This window comes from Bacillus sp. RB3 (genome assembly GCF_030164735.1).
Taxonomy (GTDB): domain Bacteria; phylum Bacillota; class Bacilli; order Bacillales; family Bacillaceae_G; genus Bacillus_A; species Bacillus_A cereus.
This window is the reverse complement of the sequence record NZ_JASNGE010000001.1, coordinates 524,495-550,395: the sequence shown is the minus strand read 5'-3', so window position 1 is coordinate 550,395 and position 25,901 is coordinate 524,495. Positions and strand designations below refer to the sequence as shown.

Genomic DNA, 25,901 nt, shown 5'->3' with positions numbered 1-25,901 from the left:
GTTCCTTACTACTTAAAATTACTTTGTATTATAAACGATTCATAATGTCTTCTTTAATAGTAAGTAACTTTTGTTCACTATTTTGTAAAGAACTATCTTTTACACCAAAGTAAAACTTAATCTTCGGCTCAGTTCCAGATGGGCGTAGGCAGAACCATGAACCATCCTCTAATTGATATTTTAACACATTTGATTTCGGTAAGTGAATCTCTTCTTTATGTCCATCTTGTAAAGATGTAACGATGCTTGCTTTATAGTCTTCCACTGCTACGACTGTTAAGCCCGCCACTTCTTTCGGAGGATTCTCACGGAACGTTGCCATCATCTCTTGGATTTTTTCCGCTCCATCTTTTCCTTTTAACGTTAACGATACAAGGTCTTCACGGAAGAAGCCGTATTTCTCAAATACTTCTAATAGACCGTCATATAACGTTTTCCCTTGTGATTTGTAGTATGCAGCTACTTCACATGCAAATAGAACAGATTGTACTGCATCTTTATCACGGCAGAATGGGCGGATTAAATAACCATAGCTTTCCTCATAACCGAATTGGAATTCATATTGTCCACTTTCTTCATACTGTCTAATTTTCTCACCGATAAATTTAAATCCAGTTAACGTATCAATTGTATCTAAACCGTATGCTTTTGCAATTGTACGACCAATTTCAGACGTTACGATTGTTTTTAATACGACACCGTTCTCTGGAAGCGTTCCGTTTTCTTTCTTTTGAGATAGTAAGTAATCAAGCATTAATGCACCTGTTTGGTTTCCTGTTAATACTTGGAACTCACCATTATGATTACGCACTGCTACACCAAGGCGGTCTGCGTCAGGATCAGTTGCGATTAATACATCTGCGCCTACCTTTTCACCGTCACGAATTGCATACTCAAACGCTGCGTGCTCTTCTGGGTTCGGTGATTTTACTGTAGAGAAGTTTGGATCTGGTAACTCTTGTTCTTTTACAACTGTTACATCTGTAAATCCAACTTCTTTTAAACCACGGCGTACAGAAATATTTGATGTTCCGTGTAATGGTGTAAAGACGATTTTTAAGTCTTTACCGACCTTTTCCACCATTTCTTTATTAATGATGACATTGTTCAATTCTGCAGCATATGCATCATCTACTTCTTGTCCAATAATATGTAATAAACCGTCAGTTTTTAATTGCTCTACATCAGCGACTTCAACTGTTAATTCATCTTCTACTGCATTTACGTAGCTAATTAACTCATCTGCCTCTTTTGGAGGTAACTGTCCACCATCTTCACCGTATACTTTGTATCCGTTATATTCAGGTGGATTATGGCTTGCCGTAAGAACGATTCCACTTACTGTATGTAAATGACGAACTGCGAAAGAAAGTACTGGCGTTGGACGTAAGCTTTCAAACACATATGTTGTGATACCACATGCACCAAGTGTAGCAGCAACTTCCATTGCAAACTCAGGTGATTTATGACGAGAATCATAGGCTACAACAACACCGCGTTTTTTCGCTTCCTCACCTAACTTTTCGATAAAGCTTGCTAATCCTTTTGTTGCTTTACGAACTGTATATACATTTAAACGGTTCGTACCAGCACCAAGTTCACCACGCATACCACCTGTGCCAAACTCTAGATTTTTATAAAAGCTATCCTCGATTTTCTTCTCATCTTGCTTCATATTTTCTAGCTGTTCTTTTAATTCTGCATCTAATTGTGCGTAAGAAAGCCAGCGACTAAATTCTTGTTTCCAATTCATTCTTCTCTCTCCTCTCGCTCGTCATACCTTTATTATATGAAAAAAACATGCTGTATCTCAATATTTTATAAAATCTAACAGGATTTTACTAGGAATATTTGTATACACTATTGTTAAATACTCCACTAAAGGGAATGAGGATTATGCACGAATGGGGCTTGTCAGAAGAGCTCAAAATACAAACAAAGCAAATGATTGAAATTGCTGAAAAAGAACTATCGATTATGAGGAACGCAATCGATAAAGAAGACGAATGTATTTTATGCAAAATGGAAGATATTCATCATATGTTAGCAAATGTACAAACATTGGCAGCTACATACTATATTCAGGCATATTTATCACCTTATACGGAAAGTTCATCTTTTATTACGACAGCTATCCAACATTTAAGCGCCAGAAAACATGGTGCTCTTATCGTCGTGGAACGAAACGAGACGCTTGAAGCTCTCATTCAAACTGGAACGACATTAAACGCTCATTTAACTGCGCCATTACTCGAATCAATATTTTATCCAGGTAACCCTCTTCATGACGGTGCCGTTCTCGTAAAAAATAATCATATTGTCTCAGCTGCTAATATTCTTCCTTTAACGAAAAGTACAGAAGTTGATCCTGAGCTAGGAACACGTCACAGAGCTGCAATTGGCTTATCTGAAAAGAGTGATGCACTTATATTAGTTGTCTCTGAAGAAACGGGCCGTACTTCTTTTGCTTTAAATGGGGTTTTGTATACGATTTCTTTATAAAGTGAAACTTTAATCAGCCCTCACCAATCGAGCGTTTACCGGCAATCCGACCTAACTGCTTTCCTTTCGCTGAATTTTGAGTTATGGGTCTTACTACCCGGCAAATAGTGGGATAAACAAACCTACAAAAAAGAAGACTGTTCCAAAATATCGGAACAGTCTTCACTTATACTCTTATTCTTCTCCAAAACGCTCCACAAGTGTCGCAAGTGTACGTACCATTGCGCCAGTTGCTCCAGCTGGACCTAAGTCGTGCGCACCTTTTATTTCTGATGTTCCAGCGATATCTAAGTGTACCCATGGTGTATCTTCAGCGAATTCGCCTAAGAATGTACCTGCCATAACCGCATGTCCTTCACGACCTGGTGAGTTATTTAAATCAGCAAACTTACTGTTTCTCACACGTTCTTTATCACGATCAAAAATCGGTAGTTGCCAAATTGGCTCATCTGTTTCCATAGAAGCCTCTAGCACTTGCTCAAATAACTCTTCATTATTTGTCATTGCGCCTGTCGTATAGTTTCCAAGTGCAACAATTACACCGCCTGTTAATGTTGCAACATCAACAAGGTAGTTTGCACCAAGTTTTTTCGCATACGTAATACCGTCAGCTAAAGCTAGACGACCTTCTGCATCCGTATTTAATACTTCAATTGTTTTTCCGCTCATAGATGTGATTACATCGTCTGGCTTAAATGCCGTACCACTTACAACGTTATCAGTTGAAGGAATAACAGCGATCACATTTTGTTCTGGGCGAAGTTCACCGATAATTTCCATCGCACCTAATACAGCAGCTGCACCGCCCATATCACCTTTCATACCAACCATGCCTTCACGTGGTTTTAAAGAATAACCACCAGTATCGTATGTAATACCTTTTCCAACGAACCCAATGACATCTGTCCACTCTTCTTTTCCTTTATAAATAAGAGCAATCATTTTTGGTGGCTCTACACTACCTTGGTTTACTGCAAGTAACGCACCCATACCAAGGTCTTCCATCTCTTCTTTCTCAAGAACTTTATAGTCCATATCATATTTCTCCGCTAATTCAACAGCATACTCAGCAAGCTTTGTCGCTGTTAATACGTTTGGCGGCATATTTACAAGTGTACGAGCTGAATTTGTTGCACGTCCATGTACGTAGCCAACTGTTAATGCTGCTTCAATTTCTTGTGCATCTTCCGCTGTAATAGCCGTGAACTTCTCTAACTCTACACGATCCTTTTTATCTGATTTATACGTTTGTAACTCATATGTACCAAGGCCTTGTACCTCTGCCGCAATATGAGCGACATCAATCGCGTCTAATTTCTCTGTTACGAAAGAATCAAGTAAGATTGCTGCATCTCGTACTTTTGCTGCTTGCAGTGTTTTAAACGCCTTACCAAGAGCCGCACGTAACGTTTCTGTCGTGTAAGATTCTTTCTTTCCTAAACCAACAAAGTAATAACGTTTCACATTTGTTTTCCCTAAGCTATGTACTTTCGAAATGGCCTTTTTCTTCGTAGATAATTCTTTCTCTTCTAGTAAAACTTGTAATTGCCCTTCAAACGCTTTGTCCAGTTCTTGTACAAAACTACTCATTTTCTCTTCTTCAAATAAAGCAACAATTACCGCTTCATGACCTGCTAATTCTTTTTGTACTTGAAACATGTTCAGACCCCCTAAATTTCTCTACCACCATTATAACTTTATTTTCGATAAAATGCGATAATTCTAACTACAGTTATATGGCGTGTAAAATCGCAGATCCAAAATCTCCTCTATCATGAAATAAGCCAAGAAAAAAAGTCTAGCGTAATTACGACTAGACTATCTTTGTTTTAAATATTGACCACGAAACACTTGCATCGTTTCGTCTTGATTTAACATCGTTAACTCTTCTTCTGTAAACTTACCATTTCCTACTTTTACTACGTACACATTTACTTTTTTCTTACCCCATTGGCTATAAACATCTTTCACCGTATCATAATATAGATCAAGACGGTTTCCTTTTATTGCACCGCCCTTATCAGCTACTACACCATACCCGTAACCTGGCACGAAGAGAATCGTTCCAATCGGGAATACGCGTAAGTCCGCAGCAATTGTGGAATATAAATCCCTTTTCACTTTGACACCTGAATATGTAATACCATACTCTGGATGCCCTGGCCTCTTACCAGTTGACTCAATCCCCGATGTATAACCTGTTGCAGTCATTTCAATTGAACGATATTTAGACCAGTCGTTTGCCTGCTCTAAAGCATTTATCACTTCTTTACTCGGAGCAACATTTCTCTTAACTTCTGCTGCATGTACTTCTTTTGCACTCATTCCTTCATATATCTTTACAATCTCTAATAAAGAAACTCCTGTGAAAGCATTCCATGTTACGCATAATGCAATTGCAAGTAAACAAGTCATCATAATGCGAATACAATATCGTTTTAACATTTTTATATTCCACACTCCTTCATCGTTAATCATTCCCTATACGATGAAGGAATATGCAAAAAAATAATCTCCAACTTAATTGGAGATTAAAACATTTGATATCCGCTTTTCCGAAGTTTCTTGATTACGACTCCTGCTAAAGCAGCCCCTACTAATCCAGTAGATAGAATAAATACGTCTGCTTGTCCTAAGTGCGATACACTTGTCCCAAATGAAGAAAATGCTTCTTTCGGTTTTGAAAAATAATCCCACATACTCGCTTTATTAATAATAAGCATACAAACAATCGGATACACAATAACCATTACCCAAGTAGCTCGCAAAATCATATTGAGTAAAAATCCAATTCCAAAGAACAAAATAAAGAATAACATCATTGAAATAAGTAGTACCGGTATACTCACTCTTTTCCCCTCTCCTCCGCACGTGCCGTAAATACGTGATAAGCTGTATAACCAAATGGTTCACCTGGATTTAATGTTTTGTCCACTTCAAGATGTAGTTCTGATCTTCCTTCTAACAAATATTTAATAAGCACAGACGTATTCGGATCGTCTACAATCTTATCCGGATGTAAGAACGCCACTTCAGACAATTCTTTCTCCTGTACAATAATATTTTCTCCTTCAGGTTCCAAAAGGAAAATAATCATATTATCACTAATCTCATTACGAATAACACCCGATCGAACACCAATAATCCCCTTCACATGAGCGACAATGCCTGTCTCTTCTAACACTTCGCGTTTCACAGCTTCATCAACCGTCTCACCTTCATTTACAAAACCAGCCGGTAAAGACCATTTCCCTTTTAATCCACTGTATTTCTTCTTAACAAATAGCCACCTACCATCTTTTGTAGCTACTAAACCACTAACAGCTAGCCATACCTTCCCTCGTTTCTCCATGATGTAATAACCTCCTCCATCAGAACGGACAGAATATTCTTTCTTTTTTATATATTATACTATATTTTTAATATGAAAAAAGCAGAAACAGCTCTTAGCCGTTTCTGCTTTTTCTACTATATATTAAAAGAACTTTAATTTACCTTTTTTAAGAACTAATAAAGGTCCACCTAATAAGAATAGGTAACGGTTATCGATTACTTTCTTCATGAAGGAAGCTTTCCAACCTGTTAACTTTTTACCCATAACAACGCCCATTGCATCGTCATGACCTAAAGAACATACAGATCCTTTATTATCGAATGCGAATTTCTTCATTTCGCCCTTGCCACGAACTAATACAGTTAAGTTGTGTGCAATATTGTAACCTTGTTGAATTGCAATTTGTGCTGTTGGTGGGTAAGGACGGTTAATTTCTTCATTAATGATTAACGCTGCGTCACCAACCATGAATACATCTTCGTATCCTGGAGCGTGCATGTACTCATCAACTTTTACACGTCCGCGCATTGCTTCAAAGCCAGACTCTTCCACAATACCATTACCACGAACACCTGCAGCCCAAACTACTGTTTCAGACTTAATTAATTCAGTGTCATCGCCATTCGCAACGATAATACCTTCCTCAGTTGCTTCTTTAATTGCTGTACCGATGCGGAATTCTACACCTTTTTTCTCAAGCTGTTTTACAGCGTATTCTACTAACGCTGGATCGAAACCTGGAAGTGCTGTTGGAGCAGCTTCTACACAGATGATACGTGCTTTTTCACGTGGTACATTATACTCTTTGCAAAGTTCAGGAACACGGTTTGCAAGCTCACCTACGTACTCGATACCAGTAAATCCAGCACCACCAACAACGATTGTTACTAACTCATCGCGTTGTTCAGTTGCATATTTAGAGAAACTAGCTTCCATATGCTCACGAATTTCACGAGTTGCATTAATGTTAGCGATTGAGAATGCATGCTCTTTTAATCCTGTAATTCCGAATGTTTCTGATTCGAAACCAAGACCAATTACTAAGTAATCATACTCTAACTCACCATCTTTTAAGATAATGCGTTTTTCAGCAGCTTTAATTTCTACTACTGTGTCTTGTACAAAGTTCACTTTATTTGTATCAATAACGTCTTGAATATCTAGACAGATTTTTTCATCTTGTAATGTACCAGCTGCGCTCTCATGTAACCAAGTCGCTTGGTAGTGATAGCTGTTGTTGTTTACTAGCGTAATTTCAGCTTCATTTACAGATAATGCTTTTTGCAGACGAACAGTCGTAATCATCCCGCCATAACCTGCACCTAAAACTACGATTTTTGGAGTCTTCACCAAATCACAACCCTTTTCTTTATATAATAGTAATAAAAAATAATACCAAGTACTAAAAACTCTATTTGTCAAGAATGTGGAATTTATCACATTCTATATCATAACAAAACGCAGTCAAAAAATCGTACGAATTTTGTCATAGAAATTTAACATAATACTTCCCTATATTAGTCGGTTTTATTCCAGAATTCAAGCGTCTGGAGAATTATCAATATTTTAAAATAACATAGCGTTTTCAAGGGTTTTTTAGCCTTTTTTTCATGTATTTTCCTTTCTGTATATTTTATACAATAAAAAAGAACCGATGCGAAAACTTACACACAATTCAGTCGTTTTCAGAAGTATTATGAACTCAAATATGCTATCATTTATTTGAAAGTGTCATCATTTGCAGGATTTTCGTGTACATATGAACAATATATGAAATCAATATCAAAATTCCATCTATAGGGGGAATGAAAGTGGCAGAAAATCAAAAAGTTTACGACATAACAATTATTGGTGGTGGTCCAACGGGACTGTTCACAGCATTTTATGGCGGTATGAGACAAGCAAGTGTAAAAATCATTGAAAGCTTACCTCAACTTGGCGGACAATTATCCGCACTCTACCCTGAAAAATACATTTATGATGTGGCTGGATTTCCAAAAGTGCGCGCACAAGAATTAGTTGATAACTTAAAAGAGCAAATGAAGAAATTTGACCCAACTGTTTGTTTAGAAGAAGCTGTCGATACGCTTGAGAAACAAGCTGACGGTATATTTAAACTTGTTACGAATAAGCAAACTCACTATTCTAAATCAGTTATTATTACTGCTGGCAATGGTGCTTTCCAACCACGCCGCTTAGAATTAGAAGGTACAGCGAAATACGAAAAGAAAAACTTACATTATTTCGTTGATGATATGAATAAATTTGCTGGTAAGCGCGTCGTAGTATTTGGCGGTGGCGACTCAGCAGTAGACTGGACAATGATGTTAGAACCGATTGCTGAAAAAGTTACAATCGTTCATCGTCGTGATAAATTCCGTGCGCATGAACATAGCGTAGAAAGCTTAATGAATTCTCGTGCAGAAGTAAGTACACCATACGTTCCAGTAGAACTCATTGGTGATGACAAGATTGAACAAGTCGTTCTTCAACATGTAAAAACGGAGGAAAAAATTATCATCGATGTTGATGACGTAATCGTAAACTACGGCTTCGTTTCTTCTCTTGGCCCAATTAAAAACTGGGGCTTAGATATACAAAAAAACAGCATCCTTGTAAATTCAAAAATGGAAACAAATATTCCTGGCATTTACGCTGCTGGTGACATTTGTACATATGAAGGAAAAGTAAAACTTATCGCTTGTGGATTTGGCGAAGCACCGACAGCAGTAAACAATGCAAAAGCTTACTTCGATCCAAATGCAAAACTTCAACCGATGCATAGCTCAAGTATGTTTTAATATGCAAAAATAAAGCTCCTTCCATACGTGGAAGGAGCTTTCCTTTTATATAACATAAAAGCACACTGAGTCCAATAAACTATCGAACTCAGTGTGCTTTTCGTCTAAAAAATTATTGTTTTCTTCTTCTACCTAATACGAATAATACTCCGCCAACTAAGAATGAAATTCCCGCACCAACTGACATCATCCATGAATGTGCTGCCCCTGTTTTCGGTAATTCTTTTTCTACTTTTACTTGCGGTTCTTTAATTAACTTTTCCAGTCTTACTTCCGGTTTCTCCGGTTTCACTTCTGGTTTCTTCAGATCTTTCGGTTCCTCCGGTTTCACTTCTGGTTCCTTCGGATCTTTCGGTTCCTCCGGTTTCACTTCTGGTTCTTTCGGCTCTTCTGGTATCTTAAGATCTTCTTTTGTTTTCGGTAAAATTGTAACTGTAGGCTCAAGTGGTGGATTTATTTTATCGTCCACTACCGCTCTATTTGTTATCCCTTTACTTGGTGCTGCTTTTACCTTCACTTTAAAAATAATACTACGTTCTTTCGTATCTGTAATTTCTAGATACTTTGCTATTACTTTTCCAAACTCCATTTTTAACTCTATTGGATTTGGTTCAGCCCCTTCAAATCTAATGCTATCTTGCACGTACTCTAAACCGGCTGGAATTTCATCTTCTACCTTTACCTCTGCTAGTTTGCCGTTTTCTACCGTATTTTTGAAACTAATTCGGTATTCTACTTCTTCTCCTAGCTTCGGTTCTTTATTATTTACTGTCTTCGTCGCTTTTAACTTACCATCTTTATATTCTGGCTTTATTGTCGCTGTCGGTTCCATAACTGGATGATCTGGATCATCTACATGAATGATCGCTTTATTTGTTATTTCCTCTCCAACTTTTACTGATTCTTTTACCTTTACTTTAAAGATGATACTTCTTTCTTTCGTATCCGTAATTTCTGGATACTTCACTGTTACTTTTCCATTCTCGATTTTAAGTTCTGTTGGCACAGGCTTATCACCTACGGCCTCCAGACTTTCTTTCACATACTCTAAACCAGACGGAATTTCATCTTCAATCTTTACATCAACTAACTTCCCGCCATCTACTGTGCCGTTAAAAGTAATTCGATATTCGATTTCTTCCCCTAGCTTTGGTTCATGGTTACTTACTTCTTTCCTTGCCTCTAGTTTCCCATCTTTATATTGAGGTGTAATTGGTATAAGTGACTCAACTGGTGGATTTGTCGGATTATTATCATCCACAACCGCCTTGTTTATAATTTCTTTTCCTACTTGTACCGTTTCTTGTACTTTCACTTTAAAGATGATACTTCTTTTTTTCGTATCCGTAATTTCTGGATACTTTGCTGTTACTTTTCCATTCTCAACTTTAAGTTCTACTGGATTTGGTTCCGGCCCATCAGACTTTATACTATCCTGTACGTATTCTAAACCAGCTGGAATTTCGTCCTCTACTTTTACCTCAGTTAGTTTGCCGTTTTCTACTGTATTTTCAAAACTAATTCGATATTCTACTTCTTCTCCTAACTTCGGTTCATGGTTACTCACTGTCTTTTCAGCTTGTAATACACCCTCTTTATGTTGAGGTTGTATCGCGACATTCGGTTTCTCTGGTGGATTTATAGTATCTTCCACAACCGCCGTATTCACAATCGCTTCGCCAATTTTAGCTTTTTCTTTCACTTTTGCTTTAAAGACGATACTTCTTTCTTTCGTATCCGTAATTTCTGGATATTCTGCGAGTACTATGCCGTTTTTCACTTTTACATGCAACGGTTTTGGATTATCCCCCTCAGCTCTTTCGCTACCTTCTACAAACTCTAAACTGTTTGGTAATTCATCCTTAATTTTCACCTTCGCTAATTTTCCGTGCTCAACTACGTTACGGAACGTAATTCGATACTCTACTTCTTCTCCTAATTTTGGAGCTGGGTTATTTATTGTTTTCTCAGCTTTTATTTTTCCATTCTTATACTCCGGTGTAATAATCGCTTCTGGTTTTTGCGGAGGATTCTTCGGATTATCATCATCCACAATTGCCGTATTCACGATTTTCTTCCCGACTTTTACTGCTTCTGTTACTTTTACCTTAAAGATAATGCTACGCTCAGCTGTATCAGTAATATTTTCATACTTCGCTGTAATTTTTCCAGCTTCTTCTTTTAACTCTACCGGATTTGGTTCAGTACCTTCAGCCCTCTCACTGCCTTGAACAAATTCTAAGTTAGCTGGAATTTCATCTTCTATTGTAACTGCATCTAGTTTTCCGTTTTCCACCGTATTTTTAAAGCTAATTTGATATTCAACTTCTTCTCCTAGCTTCGGCTTCTTATTTGTTGCTTTTTTCTTTGCAGCAATTTTACCGGCCTTATGCTGTGGTGTAATCTTCTCTTCTAGATTCTTTGATGGATTTGTTTTATCTCTAACGGTTGCTTTATTAACAATTTCTTCACCAATTTTTGCAGTTTCTTTTACTTTTGTTTTAAAGACGATACTTCTTTCTTCCATATCCATAATTTCTGGATACTTTGCAATTACTTTTCCATTTTCAAACTTCAGCTCTACTGGCTCTGGTTTTACACCTTCAGCTTTCAAACTATCTTTCACGTATTCAAGACTACTTGGTAATTCGTCTTCAATGGTCAATACATCTAGACGTCCATCTTTTGTCTTATTTTTAAATGTAATACGATACTCTACCTCATCACCTAACTTCGGTGTTTTATTAGAAGCTATTTTTCTCGCCTCTATTTCCCCTGGAACTTCTTTTAGGGTAGTAACCGTAACATTTGCATCGTCCTCAGTTTCATACTTTATCTCGGCACTATCTTGTCCCTTTACAACAACGACATTTTTTACTGTTGTATCTGATTGTACAGAATCTTTCACTTTTACTTTGAATGTAATAACGGTACTTTCACCAGGCTTTAAAACACCGCCGTCTTTAGCATTAGCACCTTCACCAACACGGAAATCAATTTGATTATTTACAAACTCCGCTTCATCATCGCTTGCATCATCTGTTTTATTTCCTTTACTACTTCCAGAAACATATTGAATAGACCCTGGAACATACTCTAAACGGTCATCTAATTTATCAAAACCTTTTACATTCGATACCGGCGCTTGATTATTTTTCGTATCATTTTTCACTTCAATTTGATACGTAAACTCTTCACCAGCTTTAATTTCCTTAACTTCTTTACCGGTACTATCTAATGCCTTTTTATCAACTTGTAAGTTTGGAGCATTATGTTCTGTAACGAATGTGGCGTTGTTTAATACGTAAATATCACCGCCACCACCATATGCTCTAAAACGCATTTTTCCTTCTTTCAAATCATTCTTTACTTGAGTGGGTCCTTCAAGGTGATACGTATGAATATCTGTACTGAAAGAATTTGTCCAATCTGGATTATATCCTGGGTATTTTTTCGTAACAAATTCGTTAGTGCCATCTACTTGTACTTCTGTCATAGATGAGTCATTAACATCATTATCTTTACCTTTAATATTTTTAAACTTTTGATACCCTAACCCAAAATCATACTCTCCATAATCATAGGCATATCCATCATTATCAGCTGGATCACCTTGCGATGAAAAATAACTAAATTTCGCCTTAAAAGCGCCTTCTTTTGGTGTGTTTATTTTATTAACACTAATATCTGTCCAGGCTGTACTTTTTTGAGAGACTAGCCCTTCCCAAATCTTCATGTCTTTTACTGTTTCTTTATAGTTTTCATAAACTAATATAAGATTCCAGTTACCCCAGTAATAGCCGCCACCTGTTACATCTTTAATTTGTGGCACATTTGCAACTGTCAACGTTTGAGAAATACCTTGCTGTGCAATTATATTTGTTACATCTGCATACGCTACATATCCTGCGCCACTACCTGAGTAATTAGAAATATAAGGTAGATAATCAGCTTTTCTTATGCTATCAGCAGTTACCTCTGCATATTCTTTATTTCCCATTCTCATTTTGACTGGTTGCCTTACTTGATCCTCGGTAACCTTTCTATCAGCGATATTTCCTGGTAACCCCATTGCTGCTGTCCAGAATAAGTAAGCCTTTTTCACTTTACTTCCAGCAGGAATGTTAGGAAATGCACCTGTTGACGAATTAAAAGTACTATCATCGTTATCAACATCAACCGTCATTTTATTCGTTTTATAACCCATACTTTGTCTGCCATAATGATCAGATGTCAAACCAAGCGTCACATTACCAGTCTGTACTAAATTACCAGGAGCAATTGTAGAATACAACGGGTCTCCAAATCCTTGTTTATCTCCTGTTTGGATTTGAACCTTCGAAGCATTTTCTGATGCAGCTTGTACTTCTGCATCACTCTGCTTTACTGCTAAAGGTGATTGCTTTTTCTCTTTTTCTAGTTGCTTCTCAGCCTCAGGTTGTTTTATCTTCTCTATTTTTGTTTTTTGTGCAGATGTATTTTTATCTTCTACAGATACTTTTAATTTTCCATCCACTTCTTTAGTTTTTGAATCAGTTGTTGATCCGATAGCTTTCTTACTACTGTCAGCCTCATCATCGGTATTAGCTTCTAACTTCTCTTCAGAAGGAAGCCCTTCAACATCTACAGACATGTTTCCTATTTGTAGTTGATCCTTTTGCACACTAATTTTTTGCTTATACTCTTTATTAAAATGTTGCGCACGACGAGCTTTTATTAATACAGTCATTTTTTCATGTGATTTTAAATCTTGAATTTTAAGATTAGAAGAAAGAACCTTTCCTCCATTATCTTTTTCCTCTACATAGAAATCCGCTACCTTATTTTCAAGTAACTTCTCTCCGTTTACTTTCACAGATTGCGAAAGAAACTCAATTCCATTGTCATTATTTTGTTTAATTACTAATTCTCGGATTGGTGTATCTCCCGTATTTTCAATCTTATATTGAAATACGTGCTCCCTCTCCGCTACTTCTCCCTTATACATTTCAGCATTCACTTGATCTGCCTTAATTTTCACATCATTTCCTTGTAACTCATCCCAGCTTTTTTTATTTATCTCTGTAGCAAAAGCACTGGGCGAAGGCAATATGATGGATAGAAGAAGTGTGATCATTGTTACGACATTAAAACACTTCAATACTTGCTTCATATTTTCTACCTTTCTCCTTTCTATATACTTGCTATCCGCCTACTTCATTTCAGTAACCCTTTCATTTAGTAGCCGAATACATAGCAATATATATCCACTCGCAACAATCCGACCTACGAAAATGTATCGTTGAAATCCCAATGTCAACAATATAAATCTCATAGAATATTACTATTTTAATTTATCAAAAATAGCATATATACCGGACACTTATACAAACCGTTACCATACTTTTAATATAGTAAAAACACCGTGCTGTATAGGTTTATATAACAGTTAAAGGATACTTAAAAATTTTAACATACTCCTCATCCTATTTATACATACAATAGAAAATTTACCATTTTTTAGTTATTTTCAGTTTGTTTTTTATGATTAAAATTTTCTAAAAATAACAACCGTTACATGTAAAAATATGTTATATTAAAACAAGAACAAATGTTCTTTTTTAAAAAAGGAGGAATTTTTTATGCTACACGAACCTATTATCGTAAAAAAAGAAGCTTTCCACGCAATCGGCGTTTCGGTTACGACGACTAATGAAAAAGAGGCATCTACTGAAGGAAACATTCCACAACTTTGGAACCGATACTTTCAAGAACAAATGATGCATCACATCCCAAATCAACAAACGAAAGAAACATTCGCTTTCTACTCAAACTACGAATCAGATGAAACCGGTACATATCAATTTACAATCGGTATGCCTGTTTCTTCATTAGAAGACGTTCCTGAAAATATGACAACTTTAACAATACCTGCCGCTACATATGCGGTATTTACAACAAGAAAAGGACCAGTTGCTGAAGTCGTTTGTGAAGCTTGGGAATATATTTGGAAATGGTCGAAAGAAAATAAACGTGCCTTCACAACAGACTTTGAGCTTTACGATGAAAGAGCGTTAGATCCAAACAACGTTCAATTGGATATTTATATTGCGTTAGCCTAAAAAAAGATGCCCATTCGGCATCTTTTTTTGTCGTTAAATAGCTACTGGGCAAATTCATTATTATTGTCTACAATGAGAAAGTGCAGTATAGAAATATTAGAAACTGTATAAAACGATTGTTAATAAGTTTTTTAGTTTAAATTCGTCACATAGAAAGGAAGCAATATGGAGGAACTACAACAAAATAAAACTGCTTTAGAAGGAAGCGGAAAACCGTTATTAAAAAATACGAATTTCCTTTTTCTTTGGGCAGCTACTCTTTTTTCAAGCTTTGCTTTAGCCTTTTTTACTTTTTCACAAACGTGGTACATAGCAAAAACATTAAACCTTGAAGCTTCACTCGGTGTTGTTTTCGTAGCTCTTAGTGTTCCAAGGCTTATTTTTATGATTGTCGGCGGCGCTGTAGCTGATAAATTCCCGAAAAAAAACATTATGTTTTACTCCAATATCATTCGAGCGATTCTTGTCGCAACCATTCTCACATGGTTCATTGTCGGTGATGTAACACTATATACATTTGCTTTATTCGCTTTATTCTTTGGACTTGCTGATGCTTTCTTCTGGTCAGCAGATGGATCTATCTTACCGGAATTGGTAGAAAAAAGCCGGTTAACACAAGCAAATTCGCTTACACAAATGACGAACCAAGCATCGGTCATCTTAGGCCCTGTACTTGGTGGTATTCTCATTAAATTTACGAACTATGAGACAATCTTTTCCATTACGATTTTATTACTGATTGTCGCTGCCATACTCGTTCAAAAAATACAATTTACGATGCCAGAACAAAAAGATACAGATAAAGGTATGTTCACTTCCATTAAAGAAGGAATCTTATATGTAAAGGAATCGCCATTCCTTTCAACTTTCCTTATTTGTAGCGCTTTTTTAAACTTATTTTTAATCGGCCCGATGCAAGTTGGTTTCCCGCTTTTTGTTAAAAACGTTCTGCATGGTGATTCGCTCCATTTTAGTTACTTAGAAGCATCTGTAGGTGGCGGAATGGCAATCGGTGCTGTCATTGTCGGTTTAAAAAATATTAATCGTAGACGCGGTCTATTTTGTATTATCATGATGCTATTGTCTGGTATATTCTTCTTAGCTATCAACTTTAGTACCGTACTTTGGCAAGCACTATTAGCCGGCATGTTTTATGGTATTACAATCGCAATGGCGATTGTACCGCTTATGGCAATGATTCAATCGACAGTAAAAGAAGAAATGATGGGACGCGTAATGAGTTTACTTATGCTATCATCAATGGGCTTTATCCCGCTCTCTTATGCATTCACATCACTTGCACTTGCAATGGGAATTCCAATCGTAACCGTTATGAAAAGTGGTGCAATAGCTGTTATCGTCTTCGTACTATTTGTAGCGATTCGTGTTCCAGTTGTAAGGAAGTTCGATTAGCCACTTAGAGTCATGTATTATACGCATGGCTCTTTTTTGAATGGATCAAATAGTGATATTCCCTTACTTCTCCTTAATGCTGCTCCCCATTCTAATCCAACCTCTAAAAATAAATCTCGCACTGTACTGTATAAAAGTGCCCCAATGTCTTTACGAATTTCCCCATATTTATATGCTCTTACAACACTTTTCACGCGCCAAATTAAATTTCCATACACTTCTTCGTCAGCTAATATTTGCTCCAGTAAAACACCTTGTTCTAGTAACCCACTCTTTTTATACGCAAGCTCGACCTTACTCCAAAATATATTAATTTTCTTCGGATTACTCGTCATCGGCACCAGTGCGTATATAAAAGGCTTCAGTATATCATGACGGCAATACGTCTCATCAAGCTCATACGTTCCTTTTCTTTTCTCTTTTATTTGTGAAATGTTTTTAGAAAGAATTGTTTCCCCAGCAATTTTTTGCTCATTTTTACTACAGCCAGTTGCATTATCCTCAGTTTTACAAGCGGACATTTTCATACGGTCATCCATGCGGTCAATCGCAGATGTAAGAAATACATATAAGTTCGCACTATACCCGCCGCGTTTATGCCTTTCTTTTGTTGCAACACGCTTTATAATTCCTAGTTCCTCTAACTTTGCAATTGAACGGCGTACTGTACGAATACTCTTTCCAACATTCGTCGCAATCGTCCCCATTAATGGACAAGCGACTCCTACTGTTTTTTGTTTCTCATTCACCGCATATTTTCCTAAAAAATGAATAATGATAGAATCAGTTTTATTCAATTGAAATCGGTAGCACTTCAAAACTTGTTTTTGATATGTATTAAACTCTTCTTTACTTCGAAATTCACTATATGGTTTCATTAAATTATATAAGCTTCCCATTTATATCACCTCATTTATAAGTAAGAGGCAGGAAGCGAAATTGGCGTGATAGTTAATATTTTTTAATGGAGATGAAAATATGATCGTAATTAGCGCTTGTTTAGGTGGGATTGCTTGCCGTTATGACGGGAATGACAATCTCGTTTCAAAAATAGAGGAGCTTCTGCAAAAAGAAGATACAGTCCTCATTTGCCCTGAAGTATTAGGAGGACTACCAACACCTCGTCCTTCCGCTGAAATTATTGGCGGGAATGGCGACGACGTTTTAGACGGAAAAGCGAAAGTGATAACAAAAAATGGTGAAGATGTCACAGCAGCTTTCGTAAATGGTGCTTATAAAGCATTAGAACAAATTAAAGATTTACACCCAGAATATATTATTTTAAAAGAACGCAGCCCATCTTGTGGTAGTTCTACGATTTACACTGGAGAATTTAACGGTAATAAGCAAACTGGTTTCGGAGTGACAACTGCTTTATTTAAAAGACACGGATTTAAAGTCATTTCAGAAGAAGAATTTGAAAACAAAAAAAGGAATTGACCCTGTTCGTCAATTCCTTTTTATCTGTCTTATTTCACACTTAGTTTTTCTTTCACTTTCGCTGGAAGCTCGTCTTTTTTCACTTCTTCCCAAGCTGTTACACCTTTTTTATCTGAGTGGTATACGCGTAGGAATGCTTCTTTACGAAGATTTTTTTGAGCTATGAATTCTAATTCTTTCTCTTTACCGTCTTTATCAAAGCCAGTCAGCTTATATTCATAATCTTTAAATTTCTGCCCATTACTAGCTTTACTATCAAATTCTTTTCCATCTACTGTAATTTGAACATAATACTCATCTTTACCCATACGGTTTAAATCACAACCAACTAACAAACTTGCAAATACAACTAAAATACTAAATAGTGCAATGTATCTTTTCATTTCCTTCACCTCATATGTTTTTTCTTATATTCTTATCTTAAAGCCCGGAGCTTAAAGAAGAAATTCAAAAACATGACATGAACATTACACTTTTGTAAGATAATAATTATTTCTTCACTTTAGAAATTGTCATTCCATTAAGCTTCTGTATAACGTTTTTGTTTCTCACGCTCATCAGCTACACTACCGCCAATAACGTCTTTCACGCCAATTTCGCCACTTATCACGTAATTTCCTTATACCGTTTATTACGCCTTCTATTATGCCCTCAATTATAATCTCTATTACAAGATATCTCACTAAACTAATAATAGGTTTAATTACGTATCTCCCTATAAATTCAAGAATATCCTCCATCATATTTTCCTCCTTCTTTTAAAAGGAAGCTGCTACTCCTCCGCGTCCAGTTACAATTTCTGCCCTACTGCGGTATATATCAACAAAGATAATACGACAACAACATCCACGATAACGCTATTGAATTTGGAAGAAACTTCGGTAAATACTAATACTGTAGTTAACATGGCTAAGAGAATTATTTTTTCACCTATATTCGGAGATGCTCCCAAAAACTTTATAAAATCAAAGACAACTTTACTACAATTCTTCCCGTAACTAATTTATTATCGTGGTAAACCGTCTTCCACTACATCCGTAACAGTTCCATTCGGTTCAAAGATTACACGTAATGATCCTTCTCCACCATAACCAGTATAGTCATATACTGAATAAGATTTATATTTCTCAATCACATGTGGCTGTCCAATTGCAGCTTTTACCTGATTCGCGGGCATACCTTTTTTGATTTTCAAATAATGATTGTAACTTACTGCTGCCGAATTGTTATTTACATCTTTATACCACGGTACACGATCGTTTTTTTCTTCATATTCCTTTACAGGCCCTTCACTACGTTTCGTAAATACCTGATTCTCTTTATCTGTATCTTTATCTTCATCCTTTATAGCAGTACGTTCAATGTTTACAACATAACCATATGTATTTAATTCAACCATAATTTCATATGTACCATCCGTATCTTTTTCAGTATAAAATACGCGTTTTTCATGGTTATTATAATGTTTTATGTTCTCACCACCATAGTCAATCGTATTAAGAATATCCGTATACGTCATCCCTTCCTCAATCTTTTGAGATTCATCATGAGAAATATAACGCTTTTGTGATGATGGTGCATCCTCATTTTTAATACTTTCACGTTTGCTCGTAGTCATAGGTGTTTTCTTCTGATCTTTTAGTACTTCACCTTCCGCCTTCGCTGGTTGCTTTGCTCCTGCTTTTGTTAATACGTCCGTATCGCTAGAACAAGCTCCCAAAATCGATACTGTAGTCAACGCCATCCCTACTATAAGTACTCTCTTAAATGACTTCACTCTAATCCCCCCGGTGTTTTTTATATCTAATAATCAACGTATTTTAATTAATACGGAACTATTCAGTTCTATACAATTTGCTATAGCCTTCTCGCTCATGCACCTTTTTTGTATAAAGTGAAACTTTAATCAGCCCTCGCCAATCATCTTCGTTACAAATATTAACATTAAATATAACTAATAAATAGTATATTTTTGCTAATCATTTACATTTTTTCTACATAATCTTATCTTAAAATGAACAATATGAATCTCGAATTCACAGTATTAACCATATATACCATATATAATAACATTTAAATTAATATCTAGATTAACTTTACATACATTTCCTGTTTTAACGCAAAAAGAAAAGACCTTTCTAACGATTTTATTCTATCGCTAAAAAGGTCTTTCTCTATTTCTGCTAAAAACTTAGCACTCTTCTGGCTTACCAGCATTCGATGCTGTACGGAAAGATGATCCACATCCGCATGATGCGATTGCGTTTGGATTGTCGATTGTGAATCCGCCGCCAAGCATAGATTGTTTATAGTCAATTTTTACTCCTTTAACAATTGGAGCACTTTCTGTATCGATAACAAATTCAACACCGAAAAACTCAAGCACTGTGTCGTCTTCTTTTGGTTCTACTTCAAATCCTAAGCCGTAAGAAAGACCGCTACATCCGCCGCCGTGTACAGCAAGGCGCACATACTTCTCTCCATCTTCAGCATCTTTTAACATATCTTTAATTTGAAAAGCTGCTTGTTCTGTTACTTCAATCATGAAATACACCTTCCTTTCTGTTCTTAGTTCATTATACATCTTTACGCTTCTATCTTGTACTCATACACTCCGCGGCAAATTACTTCCGCAGGTCCTTTCATTAACACGTTTCCTTCTTCAGTCCACGCAATCATTAAATCGCCGCCAGCTAAATGGACTGTAATTTCCTTACCACGTTCCATCTTTCCATTTAAAATAGCAGCTACAACTGCAGCGCACGCTCCTGTTCCGCAAGCTTGCGTTACACCAGATCCACGTTCCCAAACGCGGAAGTTCATCTCGTCATTATTCAAAATTTCGATAAACTCAACATTTACTCGCTCTGGGAACATTTCATGTGTCTCGAGAACTGGTCCAAGTGTTGTAAGAGGTGCTTTTTCTACATCATCAACAAAAATAACCGCATGCGGATTTCCCATTGAAACAGCTGTAAATGCATAACGATGATTATTGTATAAGAAGTTTTCACGAATAAATGGTGTTTCACCTTCACCAAGCATCGGTATTTCTGCACGTGTTAGACGAGGTGCTCCCATATCGATTTTTGCTAATGTCACGACACCATCTTCTACTGTTACTTCAGCCGTTACAATACCAGCTAACGTTTCAATTGTGAAAACTGTTTCTTCTACTAGTTTATGCTCATACGCATATTTCGCTACGCAGCGTAAACCGTTACCACAGCTCTTTCCTTCAGAACCATCATTATTAAACATACGCATCTTCACCGGAGCTACGTCTGAAGGGCAAATTAAAATCATCCCGTCTGCTCCAATACCAGTATTAATATTTGAAACCTTTTCGGCCACAAGGGCTAAATCTTCTTCAGGAATTTGCTCTTCAAACATATTTACATATATATAACTATTGCCAAGACCATGCATTTTTGTAAAAGAAAATTGGCTCATTTATATTCACTCCAAAAATAATTTGTTATGTTAAGTATAAAATGCATGCTTTTAGAACACAATATGAATGTCCCCCGTTTCTCATATTTGACAACGTTTGGCGATGAGCCACTCTTACACAATTTGTGTAAGAAAAAAGCCCTTCTAAAAAGGGCCTTTTTTTATTTATCCTACTATTTTCGATTGGGGAAGACTAATACTCAGTATTAGTCTTCCCCACGAAATAAAGTTTTATCTAATGAAAAAGGTGCTACTAATTCGCAACACCTTAAAACATTGGATTTTCATCCAAATACTCATATACATTATTAACAAGCTCTTCTACTGTTGCACCTTGTACAACTTCACCATTTACAAGTGCAAATGGTCCTTCAAAACAAATGCCACAATATCCTAAACAACCATACTCCATTACATCTAAATTCGGATCTTTTTCTAATTTTTCTAGAGCTGCTTGTGAACCACTTGCAAGGTTACCTACACAAAATTCAATTAATGGTTTAATCAAAATTCTCCCCCCTGTACTACAAAACAAATTACCTTTTCACTTTATCTATAAGAAGAAAACTAAGCTGTTTCTTGTTGTTTTCGTTACACAGTCTAAACTATTTAGTTACTTCATTACTTCACTTCAAAGTAGATGATTTCTTCTATATAACATGCTACTTACAATGAAAGAGTAACTTAAAAAGAAAAACAGTTTACTTTTCTTCTTATTGTACAACAGAGTATTCATTCATGCATTGTTATTTGTTCACAAATTCGATATAATTTGATTGAGTAAAGTCAAAATATTTTATTAATATAAAATTTTATGATTAGGGGATATTTCAACAGAAAAGGGGTAATCCATCATGAAACACCTCGTAATACTAGGTGGGGGCTACGGTGGAATGAGAATTCTGCAAAGGCTACTTCCAAGCAACCAACTTCCAGATGATGTACAAGTGACATTAATCGACAAAGTACCATATCATTGCTTCAAAACTGAATATTATGCATTAGTTGCGGGTACTATTTCAGAAACGCATATTCGTATACCGTTTCCTGAACACCCACGCCTCAATATTCAATACGGCACAGTAACAAATATTGACCTCGAAGAAAAAGCTGTTCATCTTGATGGCGGCGAAGCGATCCAATATGATGATTTAATTATCGGACTTGGCTGTGAAGATAAATATCATAACGTTCCTGGAGCTAGAGAATATACACATAGTCTACAATCAATTGAACAAACACGTAAGACATATGAACAATTAAATAGTCTAGAACCAAATGCAACAGTAACTGTCGTTGGTGCTGGCTTAAGTGGCGTTGAAGTAGCAAGTGAACTTCGTGAAAGCCGTTCTGATTTAAAAATCTATTTATTTGATCGAAAAGATAGAATTTTATTCCCATATCCAGAGAAATTAAGTAGATACGTAGAAGAATGGTTTGTAAAGCATAAAGTTAACATTATACGAAACTCTAACATTACAAAAGTAGAACCAAATATTGTGTACAACCACGATGAACCACTTGAATGTGATGCAATCGTCTGGACAGCTGGTATTCAAGCAAATGAAGTTGTTCGAAACCTTCCAGTTGAACAAGATGGTAGCGGACGGGTTGTCTTAACTAAATATCATAATATTCCAAATAACGATCATGTTTACGTTGTAGGAGATTGCGCAGCACTTCCACATGCACCATCTGCCCAACTGGCTGAAGGTCAAGGAGAACAAATTGTCCAAATATTATTAAAACGTTGGAATAATGAACCACTCCCGGATGAACTACCTGTTATTAAATTAAAAGGTGTTCTAGGATCTCTTGGTAAGAAGCACGGCTTTGGTTTACTAGCAAACCAACCATTAATGGGACGTGTACCGAGATTATTAAAATCTGGTCTTCTTTGGATGTACAAATATCATAAAGGTTAATACCTTACAGGCTGTCTACTATGTAGGCAGCCTCTTTGCATCAGTTTTTAAAAATTATCAGACACATCTTTCTCAATATTTATAATGATTTATTTTTCATTTTTATATTAAAAAATATTGATAAACATTGTATGCTATTTGTAAGTTGTTTTATTACTTCCTTTAAGACCGAGTTCATTCGGTCTTATTTTTCATGTGATAAATACTTTTGTAGGAGGCATTACATTCCACTTATGAACTTATCGAAACTAAACAATCGAATAGAAGCGAAAAAGAAAGAGCTAATCTATCTCGTTGAACGATACGGATTCACTCATGATAAAGTGATTTCTTTCAGCCAAGAATTAGATCGTTTACTTAACTTATTAATAAAACTCAAGACGAAGAAAAAACGTTGTTCGTTATAACCATTTTCCCCTCTTTTTTTGATACGATATAACTAGAATCAGAAAGGAGCGATTTATGTTTATATTAAAAGACGTTATATATAAAGATATACTACACATTCCTTATTTACAGATTCAAAAAGAAAAGATTACTTGTATTATCGGTGAAAGCGGAAGTGGAAAAAGCACGTTACTTCGCATGTTAAACGATTTACAATCCCCAACATCCGGTACAATTGAATATAACGGAAAATTAATTTCTGATTATTACCCTATTCAATTACGTCGTGACGTAGTTATGCTTGGGCAAACTCCACCTATTTTTGATGGAACCGTTAAAGACAACCTATTAATGGGACTTCGTCTTTCTGAAAAACCATTTCCAAATGATGATGCCCTGCGGAGTGCATTACAAACCGTTAGCTTAGACAAGCAATTAGAAGATAGCACCTCCTCATTATCCGGCGGTGAAAAACAAAGACTTGCCTTTGCACGTATCGTACTTATGGATCCGCCTGTCTATTTATTAGATGAACCAACTTCAGCATTAGATAGTGATACAGAACGACGCGTAATGAAACAATTTACTGAACTAGCACGAAAAAAGAAAAAAACAGTTATCTTCATCACACACTCACAACAACTTCCAGAAGAAATTGCAGATGATATTATTGAAATTAGCAAAACAAAGGGTGCAACTAGAAAGGAAGTGCTCTCAGTTGAAGGGCGTTATTGAACTCCAAATTTGGCAACTTGCAGCTGCCTATATTTTCATTCTTATTTTAATTGGACTTGTAAAATTAAAAGGAATACCTCGCGAAAAACAAATCGCGCTCGCAACATTCCGTATGACCATTCAGCTCGTACTTGTTGCATATGTCCTTACATACGTATTTGAAAACAGTAATCCATTTTATACAATCGCTCTCATCACTTCTATTACTACCTTTGCAATTTTTAATATTTATAAACGAGTTAACATCCCAATGTCTAAAGAATTAAAACGAGTAGCCGCCCTTTCCATGGTCGCCGGATCAATTGGGCCACTTCTACTATTTATCTTTGTTATTATCGGTCATGACCCTTGGTATGCTCCGCAATATATCGTCCCTATTACAGGAATGTTAGTTGGGAATGCCATGACTGGTGTTTCTCTTGGTGCAAATACGTTCTTAAACAATATGAAATCGCAAAGAGGTCAAATTGAAGGTGCACTTATGCTCGGCGCAACACCGAAAGAAGCTGCTGCTCCGCTCATTCGAGAAGCTTTTGACTCTGCTATTTTACCAACAATTAATTCTATGGTCGGAATGGGAATTATAAGCTTACCAGGCATGATGACTGGTCAAATATTATCCGGTGTATCACCATTCACAGCCATTCAATATCAAATCGCCATCATACTCGGTATTTCTGGAAGTACTGCCTTTGCTGTCATTATCTTTTTACAGCTTGGATATAAAACGTTCTTTAATAAGCGATGTCAGTTGAAAGAGGTTGACTATGATGCGAGGTAAATGATGCATCGTTCTCGGTGAGTGAAATTATATTAACGATTTTTTCAATATATCTATCATAACTTGCAATATATCAACGATTTTTCAAATATATCTATCATAACTTGCAATATATCAACGATTTTTCAAATATATCTATCATAACTCAGAATATATCAACGATTTTGTACGAAATATCGATTTACCGACAAAAAGTGACATAATAAAAAGAGGAGGCTATTCGCCTCCTCTTCTATTTACTTACGCCTTCTTAACGAACTGTGATTTTAACTTCATAGCTCCGAAACCGTCGATTTTGCAATCGATATCGTGATCGCCATCAACTAGACGGATACTCTTTACTTTCGTACCGATCTTCACAACTGAAGAAGTTCCTTTTACTTTTAAATCTTTAATAACAGTAACAGCGTCGCCATCTTGAAGAACGTTTCCGTTCGCATCTTTTACAACTTTTGCACCATCATTATTTTCAGCTTCTGCTTCTTGGCCCCACTCATGAGCACATTCTGGACATACGAAAAGAACGCCATCCTCATACGTATATTCTGAATTACATTTTGGACAATTTGGTAAAGTAGCCATAAATTCATTTCCTCCGTTCATTATTTATACGTAAAAATCAAAATTGATGTTTACATCTCGATAAATAAAATTTGTATAGCATTTCTTTATAGTGCCATAGTCTCACGTTATTGACAACCCTACCTCAAATTCTCATTTTTTATTGTATTTTACAAAATTTCAATTTGTATGCCGTTTTTCTATTTGCTCTTCTACTAATTTTAAAAATCTTCGTTGTGCATTTTTATTTTTCACGAGCAATCGAACTCTTAGCTTACTTTGTAAATATGAGCGAACTTTGTAGTTCGTAATAAATAACTTTTGATACTTCTCGTCTTCATATATCATTCGAAACCATTCATACTGCTGCAAGTAACGTATGTTAGCATCAATCTTTTTCGTGTGTAAACCCGTACTTAAACTAATAGATCCTATTAGAGCTTCTATTCATGCTGAAATCATTTCTCT

General features: G+C 36.1%; 24 protein-coding genes and 1 pseudogene. 9 read left to right on the top strand and 16 right to left on the bottom strand.

Going from position 1 to position 25,901, the window contains the following annotated elements; translation table 11 throughout:
* Positions 1–28: 28 nt before the first annotated feature.
* A complete protein-coding gene (locus tag QO049_RS02700; protein WP_098219840.1) occupies positions 29–1,753 on the bottom strand; it encodes a phospho-sugar mutase in 1,725 nt (574 codons plus the stop codon).
* 143 nt (positions 1,754–1,896) lie between these two features.
* Here QO049_RS02700 and cdaS point away from each other — a divergent pair, with 143 nt between their 5' ends.
* Positions 1,897–2,502, top strand: coding sequence for a sporulation-specific diadenylate cyclase CdaS (cdaS, locus tag QO049_RS02695; protein WP_000545253.1), 606 nt, complete (start codon positions 1,897–1,899; stop codon positions 2,500–2,502).
* 174 nt (positions 2,503–2,676) lie between these two features.
* On the opposite strand, the gene pepA is transcribed toward cdaS, so the two are convergent.
* From pepA to QO049_RS02670, 5 genes are all read right to left on the bottom strand, one after another.
* Positions 2,677–4,161 carry a cytosol aminopeptidase gene (gene pepA, locus QO049_RS02690; protein ID WP_284489110.1) on the bottom strand — a complete coding sequence of 495 codons (1,485 nt, stop codon included), beginning with the start codon at positions 4,159–4,161 and terminating at the stop codon, positions 2,677–2,679.
* Between the two features lie 159 nt (positions 4,162–4,320).
* Positions 4,321–4,947: a 3D domain-containing protein gene (locus QO049_RS02685; protein WP_000920098.1), complete on the bottom strand. Its 627-nt coding sequence runs from the start codon at positions 4,945–4,947 to the stop codon at positions 4,321–4,323.
* Positions 4,948–5,033: 86 nt separating this feature from the next.
* A complete protein-coding gene (locus QO049_RS02680; protein WP_000027011.1) occupies positions 5,034–5,351 on the bottom strand; it encodes a YuiB family protein in 318 nt (105 codons plus the stop codon).
* A complete protein-coding gene (locus tag QO049_RS02675) occupies positions 5,348–5,854 on the bottom strand; it encodes an NUDIX hydrolase (protein WP_000415320.1) in 507 nt (168 codons plus the stop codon). Before QO049_RS02675 ends, QO049_RS02680 begins: the two co-directional genes overlap by 4 nt.
* A gap of 123 nt (positions 5,855–5,977) precedes the next feature.
* Positions 5,978–7,186, bottom strand: coding sequence for an NAD(P)/FAD-dependent oxidoreductase (locus tag QO049_RS02670; protein WP_000856612.1), 1,209 nt, complete (start codon positions 7,184–7,186; stop codon positions 5,978–5,980).
* Positions 7,187–7,647: 461 nt separating this feature from the next.
* Here QO049_RS02670 and QO049_RS02665 point away from each other — a divergent pair, with 461 nt between their 5' ends.
* Entirely contained in the window at positions 7,648–8,637 is a 990-nt protein-coding gene (locus QO049_RS02665; protein ID WP_000829788.1) for an NAD(P)/FAD-dependent oxidoreductase, read from the top strand.
* A 112-nt stretch (positions 8,638–8,749) separates the two neighbouring features.
* On the opposite strand, the gene QO049_RS02660 is transcribed toward QO049_RS02665, so the two are convergent.
* The gene (locus QO049_RS02660; protein WP_246961502.1) at positions 8,750–13,789 is read right to left on the bottom strand and encodes an isopeptide-forming domain-containing fimbrial protein; all 5,040 of its coding nucleotides are present in this window, start codon (positions 13,787–13,789) and stop codon (positions 8,750–8,752) included.
* A gap of 469 nt (positions 13,790–14,258) precedes the next feature.
* Between QO049_RS02660 and QO049_RS02655 the strand changes: the two genes are divergently transcribed.
* Both QO049_RS02655 and QO049_RS02650 read left to right on the top strand, forming a co-directional pair.
* Positions 14,259–14,738: a GyrI-like domain-containing protein gene (locus tag QO049_RS02655; RefSeq protein WP_000902159.1), complete on the top strand. Its 480-nt coding sequence runs from the start codon at positions 14,259–14,261 to the stop codon at positions 14,736–14,738.
* A gap of 165 nt (positions 14,739–14,903) precedes the next feature.
* Entirely contained in the window at positions 14,904–16,151 is a 1,248-nt protein-coding gene (locus QO049_RS02650; protein WP_000391938.1) for an MFS transporter, read from the top strand.
* 17 nt (positions 16,152–16,168) lie between these two features.
* Here the strand turns inward: QO049_RS02650 and QO049_RS02645 are convergent, their stop codons facing one another.
* The gene (locus tag QO049_RS02645; RefSeq protein ID WP_246961504.1) at positions 16,169–17,050 is read right to left on the bottom strand and encodes a helix-turn-helix domain-containing protein; all 882 of its coding nucleotides are present in this window, start codon (positions 17,048–17,050) and stop codon (positions 16,169–16,171) included.
* 79 nt (positions 17,051–17,129) lie between these two features.
* Here QO049_RS02645 and QO049_RS02640 point away from each other — a divergent pair, with 79 nt between their 5' ends.
* On the top strand, positions 17,130–17,591 hold the full coding sequence (locus QO049_RS02640; RefSeq protein ID WP_000635484.1) for a 2-thiouracil desulfurase family protein: 462 nt from the start codon (positions 17,130–17,132) through the stop codon (positions 17,589–17,591).
* A 29-nt stretch (positions 17,592–17,620) separates the two neighbouring features.
* Here QO049_RS02640 and QO049_RS02635 read toward each other — a convergent pair whose 3' ends face one another.
* The 6 genes and pseudogenes from QO049_RS02635 to QO049_RS02610 form a co-directional block, all read right to left on the bottom strand.
* The gene (locus QO049_RS02635; RefSeq protein ID WP_000833145.1) at positions 17,621–17,974 is read right to left on the bottom strand and encodes a YxeA family protein; all 354 of its coding nucleotides are present in this window, start codon (positions 17,972–17,974) and stop codon (positions 17,621–17,623) included.
* A gap of 143 nt (positions 17,975–18,117) precedes the next feature.
* Positions 18,118–18,186: pseudogene (locus tag QO049_RS02630) on the bottom strand (methyltransferase); the annotation flags it as partial.
* Between the two features lie 411 nt (positions 18,187–18,597).
* Entirely contained in the window at positions 18,598–19,368 is a 771-nt protein-coding gene (locus QO049_RS02625) for a hypothetical protein (RefSeq protein WP_000834604.1), read from the bottom strand.
* A gap of 414 nt (positions 19,369–19,782) precedes the next feature.
* A complete protein-coding gene (locus tag QO049_RS02620) occupies positions 19,783–20,136 on the bottom strand; it encodes a HesB/IscA family protein (protein WP_000573825.1) in 354 nt (117 codons plus the stop codon).
* Between the two features lie 41 nt (positions 20,137–20,177).
* Positions 20,178–21,044, bottom strand: a complete 867-nt coding sequence (dapF, locus tag QO049_RS02615; protein WP_000077397.1) for a diaminopimelate epimerase — start codon at positions 21,042–21,044, stop codon at positions 20,178–20,180.
* A 268-nt stretch (positions 21,045–21,312) separates the two neighbouring features.
* A complete protein-coding gene (locus tag QO049_RS02610) occupies positions 21,313–21,552 on the bottom strand; it encodes a YuzB family protein (protein WP_000595026.1) in 240 nt (79 codons plus the stop codon).
* Between the two features lie 346 nt (positions 21,553–21,898).
* On the opposite strand from QO049_RS02610, the gene QO049_RS02605 reads away from it, so the two are divergent.
* From QO049_RS02605 to QO049_RS02590, 4 genes are all read left to right on the top strand, one after another.
* Positions 21,899–22,969 (top strand): NAD(P)/FAD-dependent oxidoreductase, encoded by a 1,071-nt coding sequence (locus QO049_RS02605; protein ID WP_246961508.1) that lies wholly within the window; start codon positions 21,899–21,901, stop codon positions 22,967–22,969.
* Between the two features lie 233 nt (positions 22,970–23,202).
* A complete protein-coding gene (locus QO049_RS02600) occupies positions 23,203–23,376 on the top strand; it encodes an aspartyl-phosphate phosphatase Spo0E family protein (protein WP_001054089.1) in 174 nt (57 codons plus the stop codon).
* A gap of 55 nt (positions 23,377–23,431) precedes the next feature.
* Positions 23,432–24,091 (top strand): ABC transporter ATP-binding protein, encoded by a 660-nt coding sequence (locus QO049_RS02595; protein WP_000470265.1) that lies wholly within the window; start codon positions 23,432–23,434, stop codon positions 24,089–24,091.
* Positions 24,075–24,872, top strand: coding sequence for an ABC transporter permease (locus QO049_RS02590; RefSeq protein ID WP_097796600.1), 798 nt, complete (start codon positions 24,075–24,077; stop codon positions 24,870–24,872). Before QO049_RS02595 ends, QO049_RS02590 begins: the two co-directional genes overlap by 17 nt.
* Positions 24,873–25,112: 240 nt before the next feature.
* On the opposite strand, the gene phnA is transcribed toward QO049_RS02590, so the two are convergent.
* Positions 25,113–25,454 carry an alkylphosphonate utilization operon protein PhnA gene (gene phnA, locus QO049_RS02585; RefSeq protein WP_000212737.1) on the bottom strand — a complete coding sequence of 114 codons (342 nt, stop codon included), beginning with the start codon at positions 25,452–25,454 and terminating at the stop codon, positions 25,113–25,115.
* A gap of 159 nt (positions 25,455–25,613) precedes the next feature.
* The gene (locus tag QO049_RS02580; protein ID WP_246963096.1) at positions 25,614–25,880 is read right to left on the bottom strand and encodes a hypothetical protein; all 267 of its coding nucleotides are present in this window, start codon (positions 25,878–25,880) and stop codon (positions 25,614–25,616) included.
* Between the last annotated feature and the right edge of the window lie 21 nt (positions 25,881–25,901).